This window comes from Streptomyces sp. NPDC047000, assembly GCF_040644295.1.
GTDB lineage: Bacteria > Actinomycetota > Actinomycetes > Streptomycetales > Streptomycetaceae > Streptomyces.
The window spans coordinates 55262-72995 of sequence record NZ_JBEYWE010000011.1 but is presented as its reverse complement, the minus strand read 5'-3'; the positions used below and the strand labels follow the sequence as shown (position 1 = coordinate 72995).

The 17734-nt window shown below is 71.6% G+C and carries 13 protein-coding genes; 10 read left to right on the top strand and 3 right to left on the bottom strand.

The features are described from left to right. Positions 1-90: 90 nt before the first annotated feature. From ABZ862_RS19190 to ABZ862_RS19170, 5 genes are all read left to right on the top strand, one after another. Positions 91-2211 carry a glucose PTS transporter subunit IIA gene (locus tag ABZ862_RS19190; RefSeq protein WP_360959521.1) on the top strand — a complete coding sequence of 707 codons (2121 nt, stop codon included), beginning with the start codon at positions 91-93 and terminating at the stop codon, positions 2209-2211. A 105-nt stretch (positions 2212-2316) separates the two neighbouring features. Next, entirely contained in the window at positions 2317-3168 is an 852-nt protein-coding gene (locus ABZ862_RS19185; protein WP_360959519.1) for a PRD domain-containing protein, read from the top strand. Positions 3169-3666: 498 nt separating this feature from the next. Continuing rightward, entirely contained in the window at positions 3667-4785 is a 1119-nt protein-coding gene (locus ABZ862_RS19180) for an LLM class flavin-dependent oxidoreductase (RefSeq protein ID WP_360959517.1), read from the top strand. A gap of 17 nt (positions 4786-4802) precedes the next feature. Continuing rightward, positions 4803-6542 (top strand): D-aminoacylase, encoded by a 1740-nt coding sequence (locus tag ABZ862_RS19175; RefSeq protein ID WP_360959515.1) that lies wholly within the window; start codon positions 4803-4805, stop codon positions 6540-6542. After that, a complete protein-coding gene (locus ABZ862_RS19170) occupies positions 6539-8011 on the top strand; it encodes an aldehyde dehydrogenase family protein (protein WP_360959513.1) in 1473 nt (490 codons plus the stop codon). Before ABZ862_RS19175 ends, ABZ862_RS19170 begins: the two co-directional genes overlap by 4 nt. Here ABZ862_RS19170 and ABZ862_RS19165 read toward each other — a convergent pair. Together ABZ862_RS19165 and ABZ862_RS19160 are read right to left on the bottom strand one after the other, a co-directional pair. After that, a complete protein-coding gene (locus ABZ862_RS19165) occupies positions 7991-8428 on the bottom strand; it encodes a nitroreductase/quinone reductase family protein (RefSeq protein ID WP_360959511.1) in 438 nt (145 codons plus the stop codon). The two genes, ABZ862_RS19170 and ABZ862_RS19165, sit on opposite strands and share 21 nt — an antisense overlap. Before the next feature lie 112 nt (positions 8429-8540). Continuing rightward, complete coding sequence (locus ABZ862_RS19160) at positions 8541-10130, bottom strand: CehA/McbA family metallohydrolase (RefSeq protein WP_360959509.1); 1590 nt, start codon at positions 10128-10130, stop codon at positions 8541-8543. Between the two features lie 174 nt (positions 10131-10304). Here ABZ862_RS19160 and ABZ862_RS19155 point away from each other — a divergent pair, with 174 nt between their 5' ends. The 5 genes from ABZ862_RS19155 (at position 10305) to ABZ862_RS19135 (ending at position 16011) form a co-directional block, all read left to right on the top strand. Next, positions 10305-10610, top strand: coding sequence for a DUF6247 family protein (locus ABZ862_RS19155; protein WP_360959507.1), 306 nt, complete (start codon positions 10305-10307; stop codon positions 10608-10610). Between the two features lie 57 nt (positions 10611-10667). Further along, positions 10668-13262 (top strand): bifunctional FO biosynthesis protein CofGH, encoded by a 2595-nt coding sequence (locus ABZ862_RS19150; protein WP_360959505.1) that lies wholly within the window; start codon positions 10668-10670, stop codon positions 13260-13262. A 41-nt stretch (positions 13263-13303) separates the two neighbouring features. Beyond that, a complete protein-coding gene (locus ABZ862_RS19145) occupies positions 13304-13906 on the top strand; it encodes a hypothetical protein (protein WP_360959503.1) in 603 nt (200 codons plus the stop codon). A 175-nt stretch (positions 13907-14081) separates the two neighbouring features. After that, positions 14082-15197, top strand: a complete 1116-nt coding sequence (locus tag ABZ862_RS19140; RefSeq protein ID WP_360959501.1) for an ADP-ribosylglycohydrolase family protein — start codon at positions 14082-14084, stop codon at positions 15195-15197. Between the two features lie 193 nt (positions 15198-15390). Next, a complete protein-coding gene (locus tag ABZ862_RS19135) occupies positions 15391-16011 on the top strand; it encodes a choice-of-anchor C family protein (protein WP_360959499.1) in 621 nt (206 codons plus the stop codon). 135 nt (positions 16012-16146) lie between these two features. Here ABZ862_RS19135 and ABZ862_RS19130 read toward each other — a convergent pair whose 3' ends face one another. Then, complete coding sequence (locus tag ABZ862_RS19130; RefSeq protein ID WP_360959497.1) at positions 16147-17706, bottom strand: sodium:solute symporter family protein; 1560 nt, start codon at positions 17704-17706, stop codon at positions 16147-16149. Positions 17707-17734 lie beyond the last annotated feature (28 nt).

Genomic DNA, 17734 nt, shown 5'->3' with positions numbered 1-17734 from the left:
TTCCCGGGCCTTTTTTGTTGCCCAGATCCTGGTGAACGAGCTCGTGGACCGATGCATTACGGCACGAACCAGGGGATGCAGGGACGCATCATGACAACACCGGCAACGGGACACGACGCACTGGCGGAGCAGATCCTCCGCGGCGTCGGTGGCCCTGAGAACATCGAGAGCCTCACGCACTGCGCGACGCGGCTGCGCTTCCAGCTCCACGACGGGAAGAAGGTCGACCAGGCCGCCCTCGATCGCCTCGACGGCGTCATGGGTACCGTGCCGCAGTCGGGCGACCGCTTCCAGATCGTGATCGGCGGAGCCGTCGCGAGTGTGCACTCGAAGATCATAAACCTTCCGTCGATGAAGGCGGGCGGCACCCCCGCCCCGCAGTCGAACGCCGACGTCAAGGCTGCCGCCCGGGCCAAGGGCCGCGGTCGCTACGCCTGGCTCGACAACTTCTTCGAGTACCTCTCCGACTCGTTCCGGCCGCTCCTGGGCGTCCTGCTCGGCGCCTCGCTGATCATCGCGATCGCCTCGATGCTCGACGCCTTCGGCCTGGTCGACTTCCGCGCCGCGAACAAGTCCGCCACCTGGGTGTTCGTCGACGCGATGTGGCGCTCGGTGCTGTACTTCCTGCCGATCATGGTCGCCTACAACGCGGCCAAGAAGCTGAAGATCGACCCATGGATCGGCGCCACCGTGATGGCCGCCGTGATGACCCCGAACTTCACCGGCATGATCGGGTCCAAGACCCCCGGCGTCGAGACCCACATCAACCACACGCTGGGCACCACGGAGTCCGTGGCGCACGTCTTCGGGCTGCCGATGCAGCTGAACGACTACGGCGGCCAGGTCTTCGTGCCGCTGCTGATGGTCGCCCTGCTCGCCCTGGTCTACAAGGGCCTGAAGCGGATCTTCCCCGAGAACGTGCAGATGGTCTTCGTGCCGTTCTTCAGCATGCTGATCATGATCCCGCTCACCGCCTTCCTCATCGGCCCGCTGGGCGTCTGGGCCGGCAACGGCCTCGGTTCGGGTCTGTCCTGGCTGAACACCAACGCGCCGATCGTCTTCGCGATCGTCATCCCGATGCTGTACCCCTTCCTGGTGCCGCTGGGCCTGCACTGGCCGCTGAACGCGCTGATGCTCGTCAACATCAACACCCTCGGGTACGACTTCATCCAGGGCCCCATGGGCACGTGGAACTTCGCCTGCTTCGGCGCGACCGCCGGTGTCCTGCTGCTGTCGATCCGGCACCGTGAGAAGGACATGCGCCAGACCGCCACGGGCGCCCTGGCCGCGGGTCTGCTCGGCGGTATCTCCGAGCCCTCCCTGTACGGCATCCACCTGCGCTTCAAGCGGATCTACCCCCGCATGCTCGTGGGCTGCCTCGCCGGTGGTGTGATCATCGGCCTCCTGGGCGGCGTCAACACCAACGCCTTCGCCTTCACCTCCGTGCTGACCATCCCGGTCTTCACCCCGATGATCAAGTACATCATCGCGATCTCCGCGGCCTTCATCATCTCGATGGTCCTCGTGGTCGTCTCCGACTACCGCACCCCGGAGGAGCGCGCCGAGGCCAACGCCGAGCGTGACGCCGCCGAGGCCGCCGCCCGCGGTGACGTCGTCGCCCGCAGCGAGACCGTGGCCGACGACCGCGAGCTCGTCGCCGTCGGTGCCGCCGCTCCGGCCGCCGCCGCCGGTGCCTCCACCGACTCCGCCGTGGTGTCCGCCGCGGGCGGTGCCTCCGCCGGCGCCGCCGCCGGAAAGGCCACCGAGCTCAAGGCGCCCGTCGCGGGCCGTGTGATCGGCCTCGGCGAGGTCGAGGACCCGGTGTTCGCCTCCCGTGCGCTCGGCGAGGGCGTGGGCATCGAGCCGGCCGACGGCCACGTCGTCGCCCCGGTCGCCGGTGAGCTGATCACCGTCGCCGACACCGGCCACGCCTTCGGCATCCGCACCGAGGACGGCATCGAGGTGCTCATCCACGTCGGCATCGACACGGTGCAGATGCAGGGAGAGGGCTTCGACGTCCGCGTCGAGGCCGGCCAGACGGTCGCCGCCGGTGACCTCCTCGCCGAGGTCGACCTCGGCGCCGTACGCGCCGCGGAGCACCCGACCGTCACCCTCATGACCGTCCTCAACACCGCGGACGTCACGTCGGTCGAGCCGCACGCCGGGCAGGACGTCGCCGTCGGCGCTCCTGTGGTGACCGTGCGTCGGTGATGACCCGCCACCGGTGCGGCGCGCGCGCACGTCCCCTCGGGGGGCGTGTGCGCGCGCCGCGTCGGTTCGGGAGAGTATGGGCACGGAGAGAAAGGAGGGCCTGCGGTGAAGGCGCTGCGTGTCCTCAACAACAACGTGGTCCTCGCGCGTGACGAGAAGGACCAGGAGGTCATCGTCACCGGGCGGGGCATCGGCTTCAGCGCCCGCCAGGGCAAGCGCATCGACCCCGCGCTGATCGAGCGTGTCTTCGTCCCGGCCGACGGCCGCGACCCCGACCATCTCGCCGAGATGGTCGCCCTGATCAGCGAAGAGGTCCTGCGGGCCGTCGTGATCGCCCTCAGCGAGGTCGGCATCGAGGGACGCGAGTCCACCCGGCCCACTCTCGCCCTCGCCGTCGCCGACCACATCGCCGGCGCCCTGGACCGGGCCGCGCGGGGCATCACCATCGAGTACCCGCTGCGTGCCGAGGTGCAGACCCTGTACGCCACCGAGTACGCGCAGGCGCTGCGCCTGCTGCGGGCCATCAACGAGCACGTCGACCCGAAGCTGGACGAATCCGAGGCGACCGCGCTCGCGCTGCACCTGGTCAACGCGGGGTTCGTCTCCGGCGATCTCTCCTTCACCTACACGATGACCGGCGTCATCCAGCAGATGCTCGCCGTGGTGCGTGAGCGGTACGGCATGGACTTCTCCCCCGAGTCGATGAGCGCGGCCCGCTTCATCACCCACGTGCGCTACCTCTTCGTACGGATCGAGCAGCACCGGCAGCTGAAGGGCCAGGAGTCCACGATCGGCAAGGGCATCCGCCAGCACTACCCGGAGGCGACCCGCACCGCGCAGCAGCTGGCGACGATCGTCGAGCTGCGTCTGGGGCAGCACCTGAGCGAGGACGAGGTCTCCTACCTGGCGCTCCACGTGGCCCGCATGACCATGGACGCCGACGGCAACGCGGCGTGAGCCGCGCCGCGTGAGTCCGGCGGGTGCGGGTGCCGGCGCCCCTGTGGCGTTGGCCAGGAGGCTCCACCCGGCCATGCCCCCGGCCCACCCCGCAGGGCCGAGCGCCGTGTCGGTCACCGCGGAGCAGGCAGCGGCCGGAGCGCAGCGCCCGGTGCGCGGCAGCGGCCGTGCCCCGCGACGTGGTGCAGGGGATCAAGCGCTCCGCGTTCCGGTCGGAGGCCCGTGGCGATCTCCGCCGAGGCGGCTGTCCGCGAAGCGTCCCGCTGAAGCCGGGTGAACGCCCGAGCCGACAGAGCCACCGGCTGCGACCTACGGATTCCGGCGCCTTGATCCCCTGCACCACCGGGCGGGCCGGTGCGCGGCAGTCGCCGGTGTCACGGCTCTTGACGGTCCATGCTGCCGGTGCCACAGTCGGGCTCCATCTGATGGACCGTCAGAAACGGCGTCGGACACACCGGGCCGTAGGCCATCCGTGACTCCTGGGGACGGTGAACCTCCTTGGAATTCGGGCTCTTTGTACAGGGATACGTGGGCAAGCGCGCCGAGACCGACCCGCTCGCCGAGCACAAGGCGCTGATGGAGGAGACCGAGTACGTCATCCAGGCGGACAGGTCGGGCTTCAAGTACGCCTGGGCCTCCGAGCACCACTTCCTGGAGGAGTACTCGCACCTCTCCGCCAACGACGTCTTCCTCGGCTACCTCGCCCACGCCACCGACCGCATCCACCTGGGCTCCGGCATCTTCAACCCGCTGGCCCAGGTCAACCACCCGGTGAAGGTCGCCGAGAAGGTCGCCATGCTCGACCACCTCACCGGCAACCGCTTCGAGTTCGGCAGCGGACGCGGCGCCGGCTCGCACGAGATCCTCGGTTTCCTGCCCGGCATCACCGACATGAACCACACCAAGGAGATCTGGGAAGAGACCATCGCCGAGTTCCCCAAGATGTGGCTCCAGGACGAGTACGAGGGCTTCCAGGGCAAGCACTGGCAGCTGCCCCCGCGCAAGATCCTGCCGAAGCCGTACGGGAAGTCGCACCCCGCGATGTGGTACGCGGCCGGCTCGCCCCCGTCGTACGCCATGGCCGCCCGCAAGGGCCTCGGCGTGCTCGGCTTCAGCATCCAGAAGGTCTCCGACATGGAGTGGGTGCTGGAGCAGTACAAGACGGCGGTCGTGAACGCCGAACCGATCGGCGACTTCGTCAACGACAACGTGATGGTGACGACGACGGCGATCTGCGCGCCCACCCACGACGAGGCCATCGAGATCGCCGTCAACGGCGGCCTGCACTACCTCCCCTCCCTCGTCTTCCGCTACCACGACACCTTCCCGCGCCCCGAGGGCTTCCCGGTGTGGCCCGAGACGCTGCCCGCGTACACCCCCGAGTTCGTCGAACTCCTCGTCGAGGAGGAGCTGCTGATCTGCGGCGACCCGGACGAGGTGCTGCGCCAGTGCAAGCGCTGGGAGCAGGCCGGGGCGGACCAGCTGAGCTTCGGCCTGCCGGTCGGGGTGCCCAAGGAACAGACCCTGCAGACCATCCGCCTCATCGGTGAGCACGTGATCCCGAAGATCGACACGGATCCCGTGCACCGGACGACGCGGTTCAGGCAAGCGGTGTGAGGGAGGGGACGGCCGCCATGCTCGACCACGTCATCCAGGGCGCGACCGTCGTCGACGGGACGGGCGCGCCCGGGTACCCCGGAGACGTCGGCATCCGGGACGGCCGGATCGCCGCCGTCGGCGCCGCCGGGACCCTCACCGGGGAGTCCCGTACGGCCGAGGACGCGACCGGCCTGGTCCTCGCCCCCGGCTTCGTCGACCCCCACACCCACTACGACGCCCAGCTGTTCTGGGACCCGTACGCCACCCCGTCCCTCAACCACGGGGTGACCACGGTCGCCGCCGGGAACTGCGGCTTCACCCTCGCCCCCCTCCACCCCGGCCGCCCCGCCGACGCCGACTACACGCGCCGGATGATGTCCAAGGTGGAGGGCATGTCCCTGGTCGCCCTGGAGGAGGGCGCACCCTGGAACTGGCACACCTTCGGCGAGTACCTCGACGCCCTGGAGGGCCGCATCGCGGTCAACGCGGGCTTCATGGTCGGCCATTGCGCCCTGCGGCGGTACGTGATGGGCCCGGACGCCATCGGCGGACAGCCGACCCCCGCCCAACTCGACGCGATGCTGGCCCTGTTCCACGAGGCGATGGACGCGGGCGCCTGGGGCTTCTCCACCACCCAGTCGACCACCCACTCGGACGGCGACGGCCGGCCGGTGGCCTCCCGCCACGCGCTCCCCGACGAACTCATCGCCCTGGCAAAGGCGGTGGGCGAGCACGAGGGCACCCAGATCGAGGCGATCGTCGCCGGCTGCCTCGACCAGTTCAGCGACGCGGAGATCGACCTGCTCGTCGAGATGAGCGCCGCCGCGGGCCGCCCGCTGAACTGGAACGTCCTCACCGTCGACGCCCAGGTCCCCGAGCGCGTCCCCCGCCAGCTGACCGCGAGCGAGCGCGCCCGCAAGGCCGGTGGCCGGGTCGTCGCGCTCACCATGCCGATCCTCACGCCGATGAACATGTCGCTCGGCACGTTCTGCGCGCTGAACCTGATCCCCGGATGGGGCGAGATCCTCGGCCTGCCCGTCCCCGAGCGGATCAGCCGGCTCCGCGACCCCGCCGTGCGCGCCGAGATGCTGCGGCGGGCCCGGTCGAAGGAGGCGGGCGTCTTCCGGCGGCTGGCCACCTTCGACCGGTACGTCATCGGCGACACCTACAGCGCCGCCAACACCGGCCTGACCGGCCGCGTCGTCGGTGACATCGCGGCCGAGCGCGGCCAGGACCCGTTCCACTGCCTGGTCGAGATCTGCGCCGCCGACGACCTCCGCACGGTCCTGTGGCCCATGCCCACCGACAACGACCCGGCGTCCTGGGCACTGCGCGCCGAGACCTGGCAGCACGACGACGTCCTGCTCGGCGGCTCCGACGCCGGCGCCCACCTGGACCGCATGTGCGGGGCGCCGTACACCACCCGCTTCCTCGGCGACTGCCTGCGCGGCCGGAGGCTGGTGGGCCTGGAACAGGCGGTGAAGATGCTCACCGACGACCCGGCCCGCCTCTTCGGCCTGCGCGAACGCGGCCGCGTCCAGGAGGGCTGGCACGCCGACCTGGTCCTCTTCGACCCCGAACGCATCGACGCGGGCAAGGCCACCCTGCTGCACGACCTGCCCGGCGACAGCCCCCGCCTGGACTCCAAGGCGCTCGGGGTGCGCGCGGTGTGGGTCAACGGCGTCGCCGCGATCCGCGACGACACGGTCACCGGCGCGGTGCCCGGCCGGGTGCTGCGCTCGGGCCGGGACACGGCCACGGTGAGCACCAGGTGACCCCCGGCCGGCTCCACGGCACCGGCGCCCAGCGGCTGTTCGTCGGCGGCGAGTGGGTGGAACCCGACGGCGGGCACTACGACGTCGTCGACCCGGCGACCGAGCGGCCCGTCGCCCCCGCCCCGGAGGCCTCGCGGGAGCAGGTGCACGCCGCCTGCGCCGCCGCCCGCGAGGCACTGGGCCCCTGGTCGCGCACCCGCCCGGCGGAACGGGCCGCGGTGCTGGCACGGGCGGCCGGGATCATCCGGGACCGGGCCGCCGCGTACACGGACCTGGCGGTCGCGGAGACCGGCGCGACGACGGCGACGGCACGCGGGATGCAGGTGGGGGTGGCGGCGGCCCGCTTCCGCCGCTACGCCCGCGTGGAACCGTCCGAGTGGCCCGTCGAGCCCCAGGTCAACGAGGCGGGCCCGATGGGCCGGGCCGGTGTCTTCGGCGCGGTCGCCGTACGGCAGCCGGTCGGGGTGGTCGCCTGCGTCACCTCGTACAACAACCCGTGGGCCAACCCGGCGGGCAAGGTCGCCCCGGCGCTCGCGATGGGCAACACGGTGGTCGTCAAACCGGCCCCGCAGGACCCCCTGTCGGTCTACCGGATGGCGGAGGCGCTGGAGGCGGCGGGCGTCCCGCGCGGCGTGGTGAACGTCGTCTCGGGGCGCGCGACGGCGGTCGGCGAGGCCGTGGTGGCGTCACCGGACGTGGACATGGTGAGCTTCACCGGTTCCACGGCGGTCGGCCGGCGGATCGCCGAGGTGTGCGGCCGGGACATGAAACGCCAGCTGATGGAGCTGGGCGGCAAGGGCGCGGCGCTCGTCCTCGACGACGCGGACCTCGCCTCGGCGGTGGCGGGGATCGGCACGACGTTCTCGTTCTACAGCGGCCAGATCTGCACCGCGCCGACCCGGGTCCTGGCCGCGCGGGCCGTGTACGACCGGCTGGTGGAGGGCCTGGCGGCGTACGTGCGGCGGCTGACGGTGGGCGACCCCAGGGCCAGGGACACGGTCGTCGGCCCGCTGATCTCGGCGGCACACCGCGACCGGGTCGAGTCGTACGTCGAACTGGGCCGCAAGGAAGGCGCGGTGGTCGTCGCGGGCGGTGAACGGCCTCCGTACGAGAAGGGGTTCTACGTCGCCCCGGCCCTGCTCGCCGACTGCACCAACGACATGCGGGTCGCCCGGGAGGAGATCTTCGGCCCGGTGGTCGTGGTGATCCCGGTCGACGACGAGGAGGAGGCGGTGACCCTCGCCAACGACTCGGAGTACGGCCTGATCGACTACGTGTGGTCCGGTGACGTGGCGAGGGCGTTCCGGGTGGCCCGGCGGCTGCGGGCGGGCGGCGTCGGGATCAACACCGTCGGCCGCAACATGGAGGCGCCGTTCGGGGGGTTCAGACGGAGCGGGGTGGGCCGGGACGTGGGGTCGTACGCCCTGCACGCCTACAGCGAGGTCCAGTCACTCGTCTGGCCGGGCTGATCCCGGGACGTCCGGGTGGGGCGCGCGGACGAGATCCACCCGGACGGTCAGCAGCTCCGCGCCCATCGCCCGGACGGTGGCGCTGTTGCCGCGGGGCAGACTGCGCAGCCGCTCGCGCGGGTCGTCGTCCGGCAGCGGGTGCGCGGTCCCGCTGTGCCAGTGCCCGTGGACCCGGATCCGTACGTTCGGGTCGGCGCGGATGTTCTTGACGTACTGCGACCGCTCCCCGAACTCCGAGACCAGCCAGAACGTGTCCCCGACGAGCTGCCCGCCGACCGGCGTCCGGCGCGGCAGCCCGGACGTGCGGCCGGTGGTCTCCAGCAGGGTCTGGAGGGGCATGCGCCGCGTCAGCGGATTGATGACGTGCCGCTGGAGGGTGGTGACGGCGCGGTGCTTGACGTCGGCGAAGGGGGCCATGCCTCCAGCCTCCTGCGCACCGGGGCCGGAGGCAACGGCTCCCGGGTGACGCCGGTCATCGGCGCCCGGACGGGTCACCCGTGCCCTGGCCCGTCGCCGGTACCGGAGCCGGTCAGCGATGTCCGAGGAAGACCGGATTGGTGAACGCGGCCATCGTCCCCGGCACCGGCCCCGCGGCCGTCTCGTGCCGCAGCTCGGCGCGCACGTAGGCGGCGTAGGACGGGGTGGTGTGCCACTCCAGCACCCCGGACCCGGCGACGGGCAGCGGATCGCCGGTGACGAGGACGCCCTGGTCGGTGACGAGCCGGATGCTGCACCGCGGCGCCCCGGACGCCTCGACCCGCAACGTCACCGGGGTGTCGGCCCCCACCTCGAGCCGCTCCCCGATCCCGGCCCGCAGCCCGCGCCCGCCGGCGGCGGTGAAGGCGACGGAGACGGTCTTCGACTCGGCGACGTAGCAGCGACCGGCCCGGATCCCCGCCTGGACGGCCTCCCGGGAGAGCTCCTCGGCGAGGACGACGGTCTGGGGCAGCCCGACGGCGTCCGGGGCGCGGTGCGCGTCGCTGCCGCCCATCGCGGGCAGCCACGCCCGCCTCTCGTCGACGGAGGCGACGAGCCGCGCGTCCCAGGCGGCCAGCGCCACCTCGTCGTCGGGCGTCCACGGCCCGTTCCACACCTCCACGGCGTCCGCGTCGCCGAACCCGAACTTCCAGGAGCAGCCGATGCAGGTGGCGTGCGGATGGGCCGGTACGACGAGACCGCCGGCGGCGCGGATCCGGCGGGCGAAGCGCCCGAAGCGGTTGTCGCGGGCACGGTAGCGCCAGTCGACGAAGGTGCCGGGCTCGGTGCCCAGGGCGACGACGTGACCGTTGCGGGTGGTGACCTCCTCGCCGAGCATGACCAGCAGATCGTCCCCGGCGGCGTCGGCCCAGTGGGCGTGGGAGGAATGGGTGTTGTGGTCGGAGGAGTTGATGAAGTCCAGCCCGGCGCCGCGCGCGAGGGCGGCGATCTCGGCGGGGGTGCGGCGGCCGTCGGAGTACCAGGAGTGCAGATGGCAGTCGCCCCGGTACCAGTCCCGTCCGCGCCCCCTGGCCCGCTCGGGCGGATACACGGGGGGCGTGACCGTACCGGGCTCCCCGTAGGCGAGGGTGACGGTGATCTCGTAGTCGAGTCCCTGCGGGGCGACGGTGTAGGGGCCGAGGGCGATGTGCCAGGTGCCCTGTCCGACCGGCCCGGGGAGATAGCCGGGCGTGGCGTCGTCGGCCCGGACGAAGAACTCGGCCCGCGCCCCGCCGGACCACCCCCGGAACCCCTTCCCGCCCAGTTCCGTACCGCGCTCGTCGAAGATCCCGATGTCCAGGGCGTTGCCGGGGGTCCCGGCGGGCACGGGCGGCTTGGCGTAGGTGTAGGCGACCCTGATCTCCCGTACCCCGGACGGCACTTCGACGGGGACGTACACGAAGTCGGGTGCCCCGGGAGGAAGGGTGCCGCGCACCGTCCGCGTCTCCGTCTCCGTCCGCATCCCCGGCTCCCTTCCCGTCGCGGTCCCGCTTCCGTTTCCGGTTTCCGTCGCCTGTCCGTCGCCGGAGGCCCGCGCCCCGCCCGCGAAGCTGACACTTCCCAACGTAAGCGCGGCGGCGGCGCCCGTCACGAACAGACCGCGCCTGCCGAGCGTGCCGTGCCCGTGCTCGTCCTCGCCCATGCTGCCGCTCCCCGAGGGTTGTGAGTGATGGCCGCAACTCTGCCGCCGCAGCATGAACTGCCGTACACCTGAGGGGAATCCGGGGCTTGCGGCATCCGGACGCCTCGGGGTGCGAAAGCGTCCGGCGAGCCGGACCGGCCGACCGGGGACCCCGTTCGGCAGTAACGTGGGGTGATGCCGACACCGATGGTCTCGTCCCCTGAGCTGCTGTCCGCCGTGTTCCCGTGGAGCCGGCACCTGTCGGAGGAGGAGACACGGCAGTTCATGGCCGACCTCGTCGACGCCGTGTCCGACGCCGCCGAACGGGACGTCCAGGCCGACGTCCACCGGGTCGTCACCGAGTGGCGGGCGACGGCACGCACGGTCGCGGACCCCGGGCAGCCGCGGCAGGCGACACGCCGACCGGCCGACGCGGACCGCGCCGGGGACCGCGCCGGGGCGGCCGTTCCGGGAGAGAAGGGTGTAGAGGGCAGCGAGTGACCCATTCGGTGCCTCCGTGCCGGTCTGTGCCGATCACCTCGAACGTATGCTCAGGGAATGACGACTTCCGCGACCCCCGGAACCGGCCCCACCGAGAACTCCATGCGTCGCGCCCTCAAACGAGCCCGGGACGGCGTCGCCCTCGACGTCTCCGAGGCCGCCGTGCTGCTCCAGGCGCGCGGCGCGGACCTGGAGGACCTCGCCGCCTCCGCCGCCCGCGTGCGCGACGCGGGCCTCGCGGCGGCGGGCCGCCCCGGCGTCATCACGTACTCGAAGAGCGTCTTCATCCCCCTCACCCGCCTCTGCCGCGACAAGTGCCACTACTGCACCTTCGTCACCGTCCCCGGCAGGCTGCGCCGCGACGGGCACGGCATGTTCATGTCGCCGGACGAGGTGCTGGACATCGCCCGCAAGGGTGCCGCCCTCGGCTGCAAGGAAGCCCTGATCACCCTCGGCGACAAGCCCGAGGACCGCTGGCCGGAGGCGCGCGAGTGGCTCGACGCGCACGGCTACGACGACACGATCGCGTACGTCCGCGCCGTCTCGGTCCGCATCCTGGAGGAGACCGGCCTGCTGCCCCACCTCAACCCGGGCGTCCTGACCTGGACCGACTTCCAGCGCCTCAAGCCGGTCGCCCCCTCCATGGGCATGATGCTGGAGACGACCGCGACCCGTCTGTGGTCCGAGCCCGGCGGCCCGCACCACGGCTCCCCGGACAAGGAACCCGCCGTACGGCTGCGCGTACTGGAGGACGCGGGCCGCTCCTCCGTGCCCTTCACCTCCGGCATCCTGATCGGCATCGGCGAGACGTACGACGAGCGCGCCGAGTCCCTGTTCGCGCTGCGCCGTGTCGCCCGCGCGCACCACGGCATCCAGGAACTGATCATCCAGAACTTCCGCGCCAAGCCCGGCACGGCGATGCACGGGATGCCGGACGCCGAACTCGACGACCTGGTCGCCACGGTGGCCGTGGCCCGGCACATCATGGGCCCCGCCGCCTGCCTCCAGGCACCCCCCAACCTGGTCGACGCCGAGTACGGCCGGCTGATCCGCGCCGGCATCGACGACTGGGGCGGGGTGTCCCCGCTGACCATCGACCACGTCAACCCGGAACGCCCGTGGCCCCGGATCGACGAACTGGCCGCCCACTCCGCGGCCGAGGGCTTCGCACTGCGCGAACGGCTCTGCGTGTACCCGGAGTTCGTACGCCGTGGTGAGCCCTGGCTGGACCCGAGGCTGCTGCCGCACGTGACGGCCCTGGCGGACCCGGAGTCGGGCCTGGCCCGCCCGGACGTCCTCCCGGCGGGCCTGCCCTGGCAGGAACCGGAGGAGTCCTTCACGACGACGGCGGCGACCGGCCGCACCGACCTCCACACCACCATCGACACCACGGGCCGCACCACCGACCGCCGCGCCGACTTCGACGAGGTCTACGGCGACTGGGACGCCCTGCGCGAGGCGGCGGCGCCCGGCATGGCACCGGAGCGCGTGGACGCGGACGTGCGCCACGCCCTGACCACGGCGGCCGACGACCCGACGAGACTCACCGACGCCCAGGCGCTGGCCCTGCTGCACGCGGACGGTCCGGCCCTCGACGCCCTCTGCCGCATCGCCGACGACGTCCGCAGGTCGGCGGTCGGCGACACCGTCACCTACATCGTCACCCGCAACATCAACTTCACCAACGTCTGCTACACCGGCTGCCGTTTCTGCGCCTTCGCCCAGCGCCGCACGGACGCGGACGCGTACACGCTCTCCCTGGAACAGGTCGCGGAGCGCGCCCAACAGGCCTGGGACGTCGGCGCGGTGGAGGTCTGCATGCAGGGCGGCATCCACCCCGACCTGCCCGGCACCGCGTACTTCGACATCGCGCGGGCGGTGAAGGAGCGCGTCCCCGGGATGCACGTGCACGCGTTCTCCCCGATGGAGGTGGTGAACGGCGCCGCCCGCACCGGCCTGTCCGTCCGCGACTGGCTGACGCGGGCCAAGGAGGCGGGCCTGGACACCATCCCCGGCACGGCGGCGGAGATCCTGGACGACGAGGTCCGCTGGATCCTCACCAAGGGCAAACTCCCCACCTCCACCTGGGTCGAGGTGATCACCACGGCGCACGAACTGGGCATCCGCTCCAGCTCGACGATGATGTACGGCCACGTCGACCAGCCCCGCCACTGGCTGGCCCACCTTCGCCTCCTCGCCCGCATCCAGCAGCAGACCGGCGGCTTCACGGAGTTCGTCACCCTCCCCTTCATCCACACCAACGCCCCGGTCTACCTGGCCGGCATCTCCCGTCCCGGCCCGACCTCCCGCGACAACCGCGCGGTCACGGCGATGTCCCGCCTCCTCCTCCACCCCCACATCCCCAACATCCAGACCAGCTGGGTCAAACTGGGCGTGGAGGGTGCCGCGGAGATGCTCCGCTCCGGCGCCAACGACGTAGGCGGCACCCTGATGGAGGAGACGATCTCGAGGATGGCGGGCTCCTCGTACGGCTCGTACAAATCCGTCCGCGACCTGATCGCCATCGCCGACTCGATCTCCCGCCCGACCCGCCCCCGCACCACCCTCTACGCCGAGGTCCCCGAGGAACGACGGCGCGCGGCCCGGTCCTCGGACGGCCACCTACCGGCCCTGCTGCCGGTGCTGGACTGAGAGCCCCCGCGCGCCCAGTACGATGATCCGACCCCACTTGTATGAGGGGGCTTGACTCGCGGAGGAGATACGTTCCCGTGCCTATTCCCTCGTGGGCCTGGGTCAGCGGGCTGACCGCGGGGGCCACGGCCGCGGTGGTCGTCCTGGCCGTTCAGGCCAACCACGGGCCGCACCCCACGGCGTCGGCATCGGACGCCCGCCCCAGCGCCTCCGCCACGGCGAGCGCCCACCCGTCGGCGACCCCGAAACCGGCCGAGGCCCCGGCGGTCCCGGCCGCGTCCGGCACCGGCCGCCGGATCGTCTACGCGCTGGGCCAGAAGCGGGTGTGGCTGATCGACGCGAGCGACAAGGCGACGCGCACGTTCACCGTCTGGCCGGGAACGGTCGACCCGGACCCGGGCACCTACTCCATATCGAACCGGGTGGAGGCCACGACGGGCTCCGACGGTGTGCAGATCGAGCACATCATGTACTTCGCGGCGAAGTCCGGCCTCTCGGTCGCCTTCTCCAACGCGGTCGACGGCTCGTCCCCGCCCCCCGCGGCCGCCGGCAAGCAGACCAGCGGCATCCGCATGCACAAGCCCGACGGCACGGCCCTGTGGACCTTCGGCACGGCGACCACGAAGGTGACGGTCGTCAAGTAACGTCCGTGGACCGGTGACCAAAAGGGATTACTTGCGGTCGCCCATGGCCGCTTCCGCCCTTTTCCGGGTGCATCACGCATATCGAATCGGTCCCTGAAACGGTCGTTCACGGTCGTTTACAGTGCTGGGGGACGGAAAAGACGTGGCGTGAGGGTGGTGGCGTCAGGAGGCCAGGGTGGGTGCGACAGCCGGTGCCGTCTGGGGGCGCGCCGAGCAGCAGGACTTCCGCAGCCGGGTGCGCGGCACCCTCCTCGGCGCCGCCGTCGGTGACGCGCTCGGCGCACCCGTCGACCGGCTCGGGGTACCGCAGATCCGCGAGGCGTTCGGCGTCGACGGGATCGTCGACCTCGCCCCCGCCCACGGCCGGCGCGGCGCCGTCACGCACCTCACGCAGCTCGCCCTCTTCACCGTCGACGGGCTGATACGCGCCCAGGTCCGCCGCGACACCGGCGCCTGGCATCCGCCGACCGATCTGCACCGGGCGTACCTCCGCTGGGCCGTCACCCAGCGCGACTGGGGCCCCGACGAACGCCGCGCCGGGGACGGCTGGCTGGCCAGGGAGGAATGGCTGTACGTCCGCCGCGGTCCCACCCGCGCCCTCCTCCTCGGCTTCGGCGACGAGAAGATGGGCACCTTCGAGAACCCGAAGGACCCGGCCGGGGCGGGGCCGGAGGCGGCGGCCAGGTCGGCGCCGTTCGGGCTGCTGGTGGGCTGGGAGCCGCAGCTCGTCGTGCAACTGGCCGCCGAGTGCGCCGTGCAGAGCCATGGGCACCCCGTCGGCTACCTGGCGGCGGGCGCGTACGCCGTCATCGTGCACTCCCTCGCCCGCGGCGACGGACTCGACGGCGCCGTGCAGCGCACCCTCGCCCTGCTCGCCGTACGGCCCGGGCACCAGCCCGTCTCCGAGGCACTCCAGTACGCGCTCGGGGCGGTGCGGCAGGGCATGCCCACGCCCGCCCGGGTCGAGGCGCTGAGCGGGGAGGGCACGGCGGAAGGGGCGCTGTCGGCCGCGGTGTACTGCGCGCTGGTCGGGGAGGACATGCGGCACGGGCTCTGCCTCGCCGTGAACCAGGGCGGGCCCTCCGGCGTGGTCGGCGCCCTCACCGGCGGGCTGCTCGGTGCCCTGTACGGCGAGACGGCCCTTCCGCCGGCCTGGCTGGCCGAGCTGGAGGGCCGCCCCACGATCCTGGAACTCGCCGACGACTTCGCGATGGAGATGACCCAGGGCCCGGCCCTCCACAACCCGGCCGGTGCGGCCCCGGGCTGGCTCGCCCGGTATCCCAGGGGCTAGCCGGGACGTTCGTGTTCCTGCCGGACACGGAACACCGGACCGCGTCCTAATCCTGTCGGCGCGATATTCACCGGAAATGTCTATCATTCGAACTCATAGACTGCCGTTTGCGCCATTTCCCCTTCATTTATCGGCATCTACCGTTATGGCGAGCGGATCGGTACCGAATGTGACCGTCCAGGAGGGGAAAATCATGCAGATTATCCGATTGGGTGTCGCTGCTGCCGTGGCGTCCGTCGTGCTGGCCGGCGCCGGCACCGCGGCGGTGGTCGCGGCTCCGGCCCACGGAAACACGAACGCCAGGACGGCCGCCGCGCCCGCCGCGGCGCCCAACCGTCTCCGGGACGGCGGTTTCGAGTTGCCCAGAGTGGCACCGAACACCTTCCGGGAGTTCGCGGCCGGTCAGTCCTTCGGCCCGTGGCGCGTCCTGAGCGGCTCCGTGGACCTGATCGGGGCCGGCTTCTGGCAGGCCGCCCAGGGCGCCCAGTCCCTGGACCTCAACGGGAACAACGCGGGGGCGGTCTCGCAGACCTTCGCCACGGTTCCGGGCAAGAGCTACATGGTGACGTACGCGCTGGCCGGCAACACGGACTGCGCGCCGGTGGTGAAGACGGGCAAGGTGCTCATCGACGGGCAGGACTTCCAGGACTTCACCTTCGACACCACCGGCAAGTCCCGCACGAACATGGGCTACGTCTACCGGCAGGTGCCCTTCGCGGCCGTCGGCCGGTCCACGACACTGGCGTTCGCCAGCACCACCCTCGGCAGCGCTTGCGGGCCGGTCGTCGACCGCGTCCTGGTGACGCGGTCGTAGGCGACGCCACGGTGACGTCCCGGCCGCCGCGCCCCTGCCGCGGCTGAGAGACCTCCGCGTCGGCTGACCAGGCGGCACACCTGGTCAGCCGACCGTCGCTCCGACCCCGGCGATCACGCGTCCCGGCGCCCGGGGCTAATCCAGTGAGGCCGCCCCCGCCCGGGTGCCGTTGTGCTCCGGTACGGCGGCGGCCGCTCCGTCGTCGTCCGTGTTGATCTTCTCGAGCACGGCCAGGCGCTCCGGGGTGTCCTCCGGGCGGATCAGGCCGATCAGGGTGTAGAGGACCAGCGAGATCACCATCGGCAGCGCCACCTGGTACTCCAGCTTCACATCAGTGCGCTGTGAGAAGTCCAGGTGGTAGTTGACGAGGAAGAAGGCCAGCAGGCCGCACGCCCAGCTGGTGAGCGCCGCCGTCGGACCCGAGCGGCGGAACGGGCGCAGCAGGCCCAGGATGAACGGGATCGCGATGGGCCCCATGAGCCCCGCCACCCACTTGATGACGACGGTGATGATGTCCTTGAACGTGGGGGAGTTGACCTGTGTCGCCACCGCCATCGAGAAGCCGAGGAAGGCGACGGTCGTGACGCGTCCGGCGATCAGACCGGCCCGGGTGTCCCAGGCCCGCGCCGCCCGCGACAGCACCGGCGCCACGTCACGGGTGAACACGGCGGCGATGGCGTTGGCGTCGGACGAGCACATCGCCATCGTGTGGGAGAAGAAGCCGACCACCACCAGGCCCAGCAGGCCGTGGGGGAGGAGCTGTTCGGTCATCAGGCCGTAGGCGTCGGAGCCGTCCGGCTTCTGCGCGGTGACCAGCAGCGGCGACAGCCACATGGGGATGAAGAGGATCACCGGCCAGACGAACCACAGGCCGGCGGACAGCATCGCCGAACGGGTGGCCTTCTGCGCGCTGCCCGTCGCCATGTAGCGCTGCGCCTGGTTCCACATGCCGCCGTTGTACTCGAACAGCTTGATGAACAGGTACGCGATGAAGAACACGGTGAGGTACGGGCCCGCGAAACCGTTGCCGTGGCCGTCGAGTTTCGGGGAGTCCAGCGCCTTCGACAGACCGCCCTGCTGGGAGATCTTGTGCAGCGCGATCACCAGCATGGTCAGGCCCGCGAGCAACTGGATCACGAACTGGCCCAGTTCGGTCAGCGCGTCGGCCCACAGACCGCCGATCGTGCAGTAGACCGCCGTGATGCTCCCGGTGATGAGGATGCCCTGGGTGAGGGTCACTCCCGTGAACACGCTCAACAGGGTCGCGATCGCGGCCCACTTGGCGCCCACGTCCACGATCTTCAGCAGGATGCCGGACCAGGCGAGTGCCTGCTGCGTCGGTACGTTGTAGCGGTCCTTCAGATATTCCAGGGGCGAGGCCACGTGCAGCCGTGAGCGCAGCCGGTTCAGGCGGGGCGCGAACGCCCGCGAGCCGATGGCCACGCCGATCGCGATGGGCAGCGCCCAGGTGACGTACGAGGTCACGCCGTACGTGTACGCGATGCCGGCGTACCCGGTGAACATCACCGCGCTGTAGCCCGACATGTGGTGGGAGATGCCCGACAGCCACCACGGCATCTTGCCGCCCGCGGTGAAGAAGTCGCTGACGTCGTCGACGCGCTTGTGGGACCAGACACCGATCGCCGTCATCACGCCGAAGTACGCGACCAGGACGGCCCAGTCGAGACCGTTCATGTGCCCCCTTCCAGGGTCCGCCTTGTGA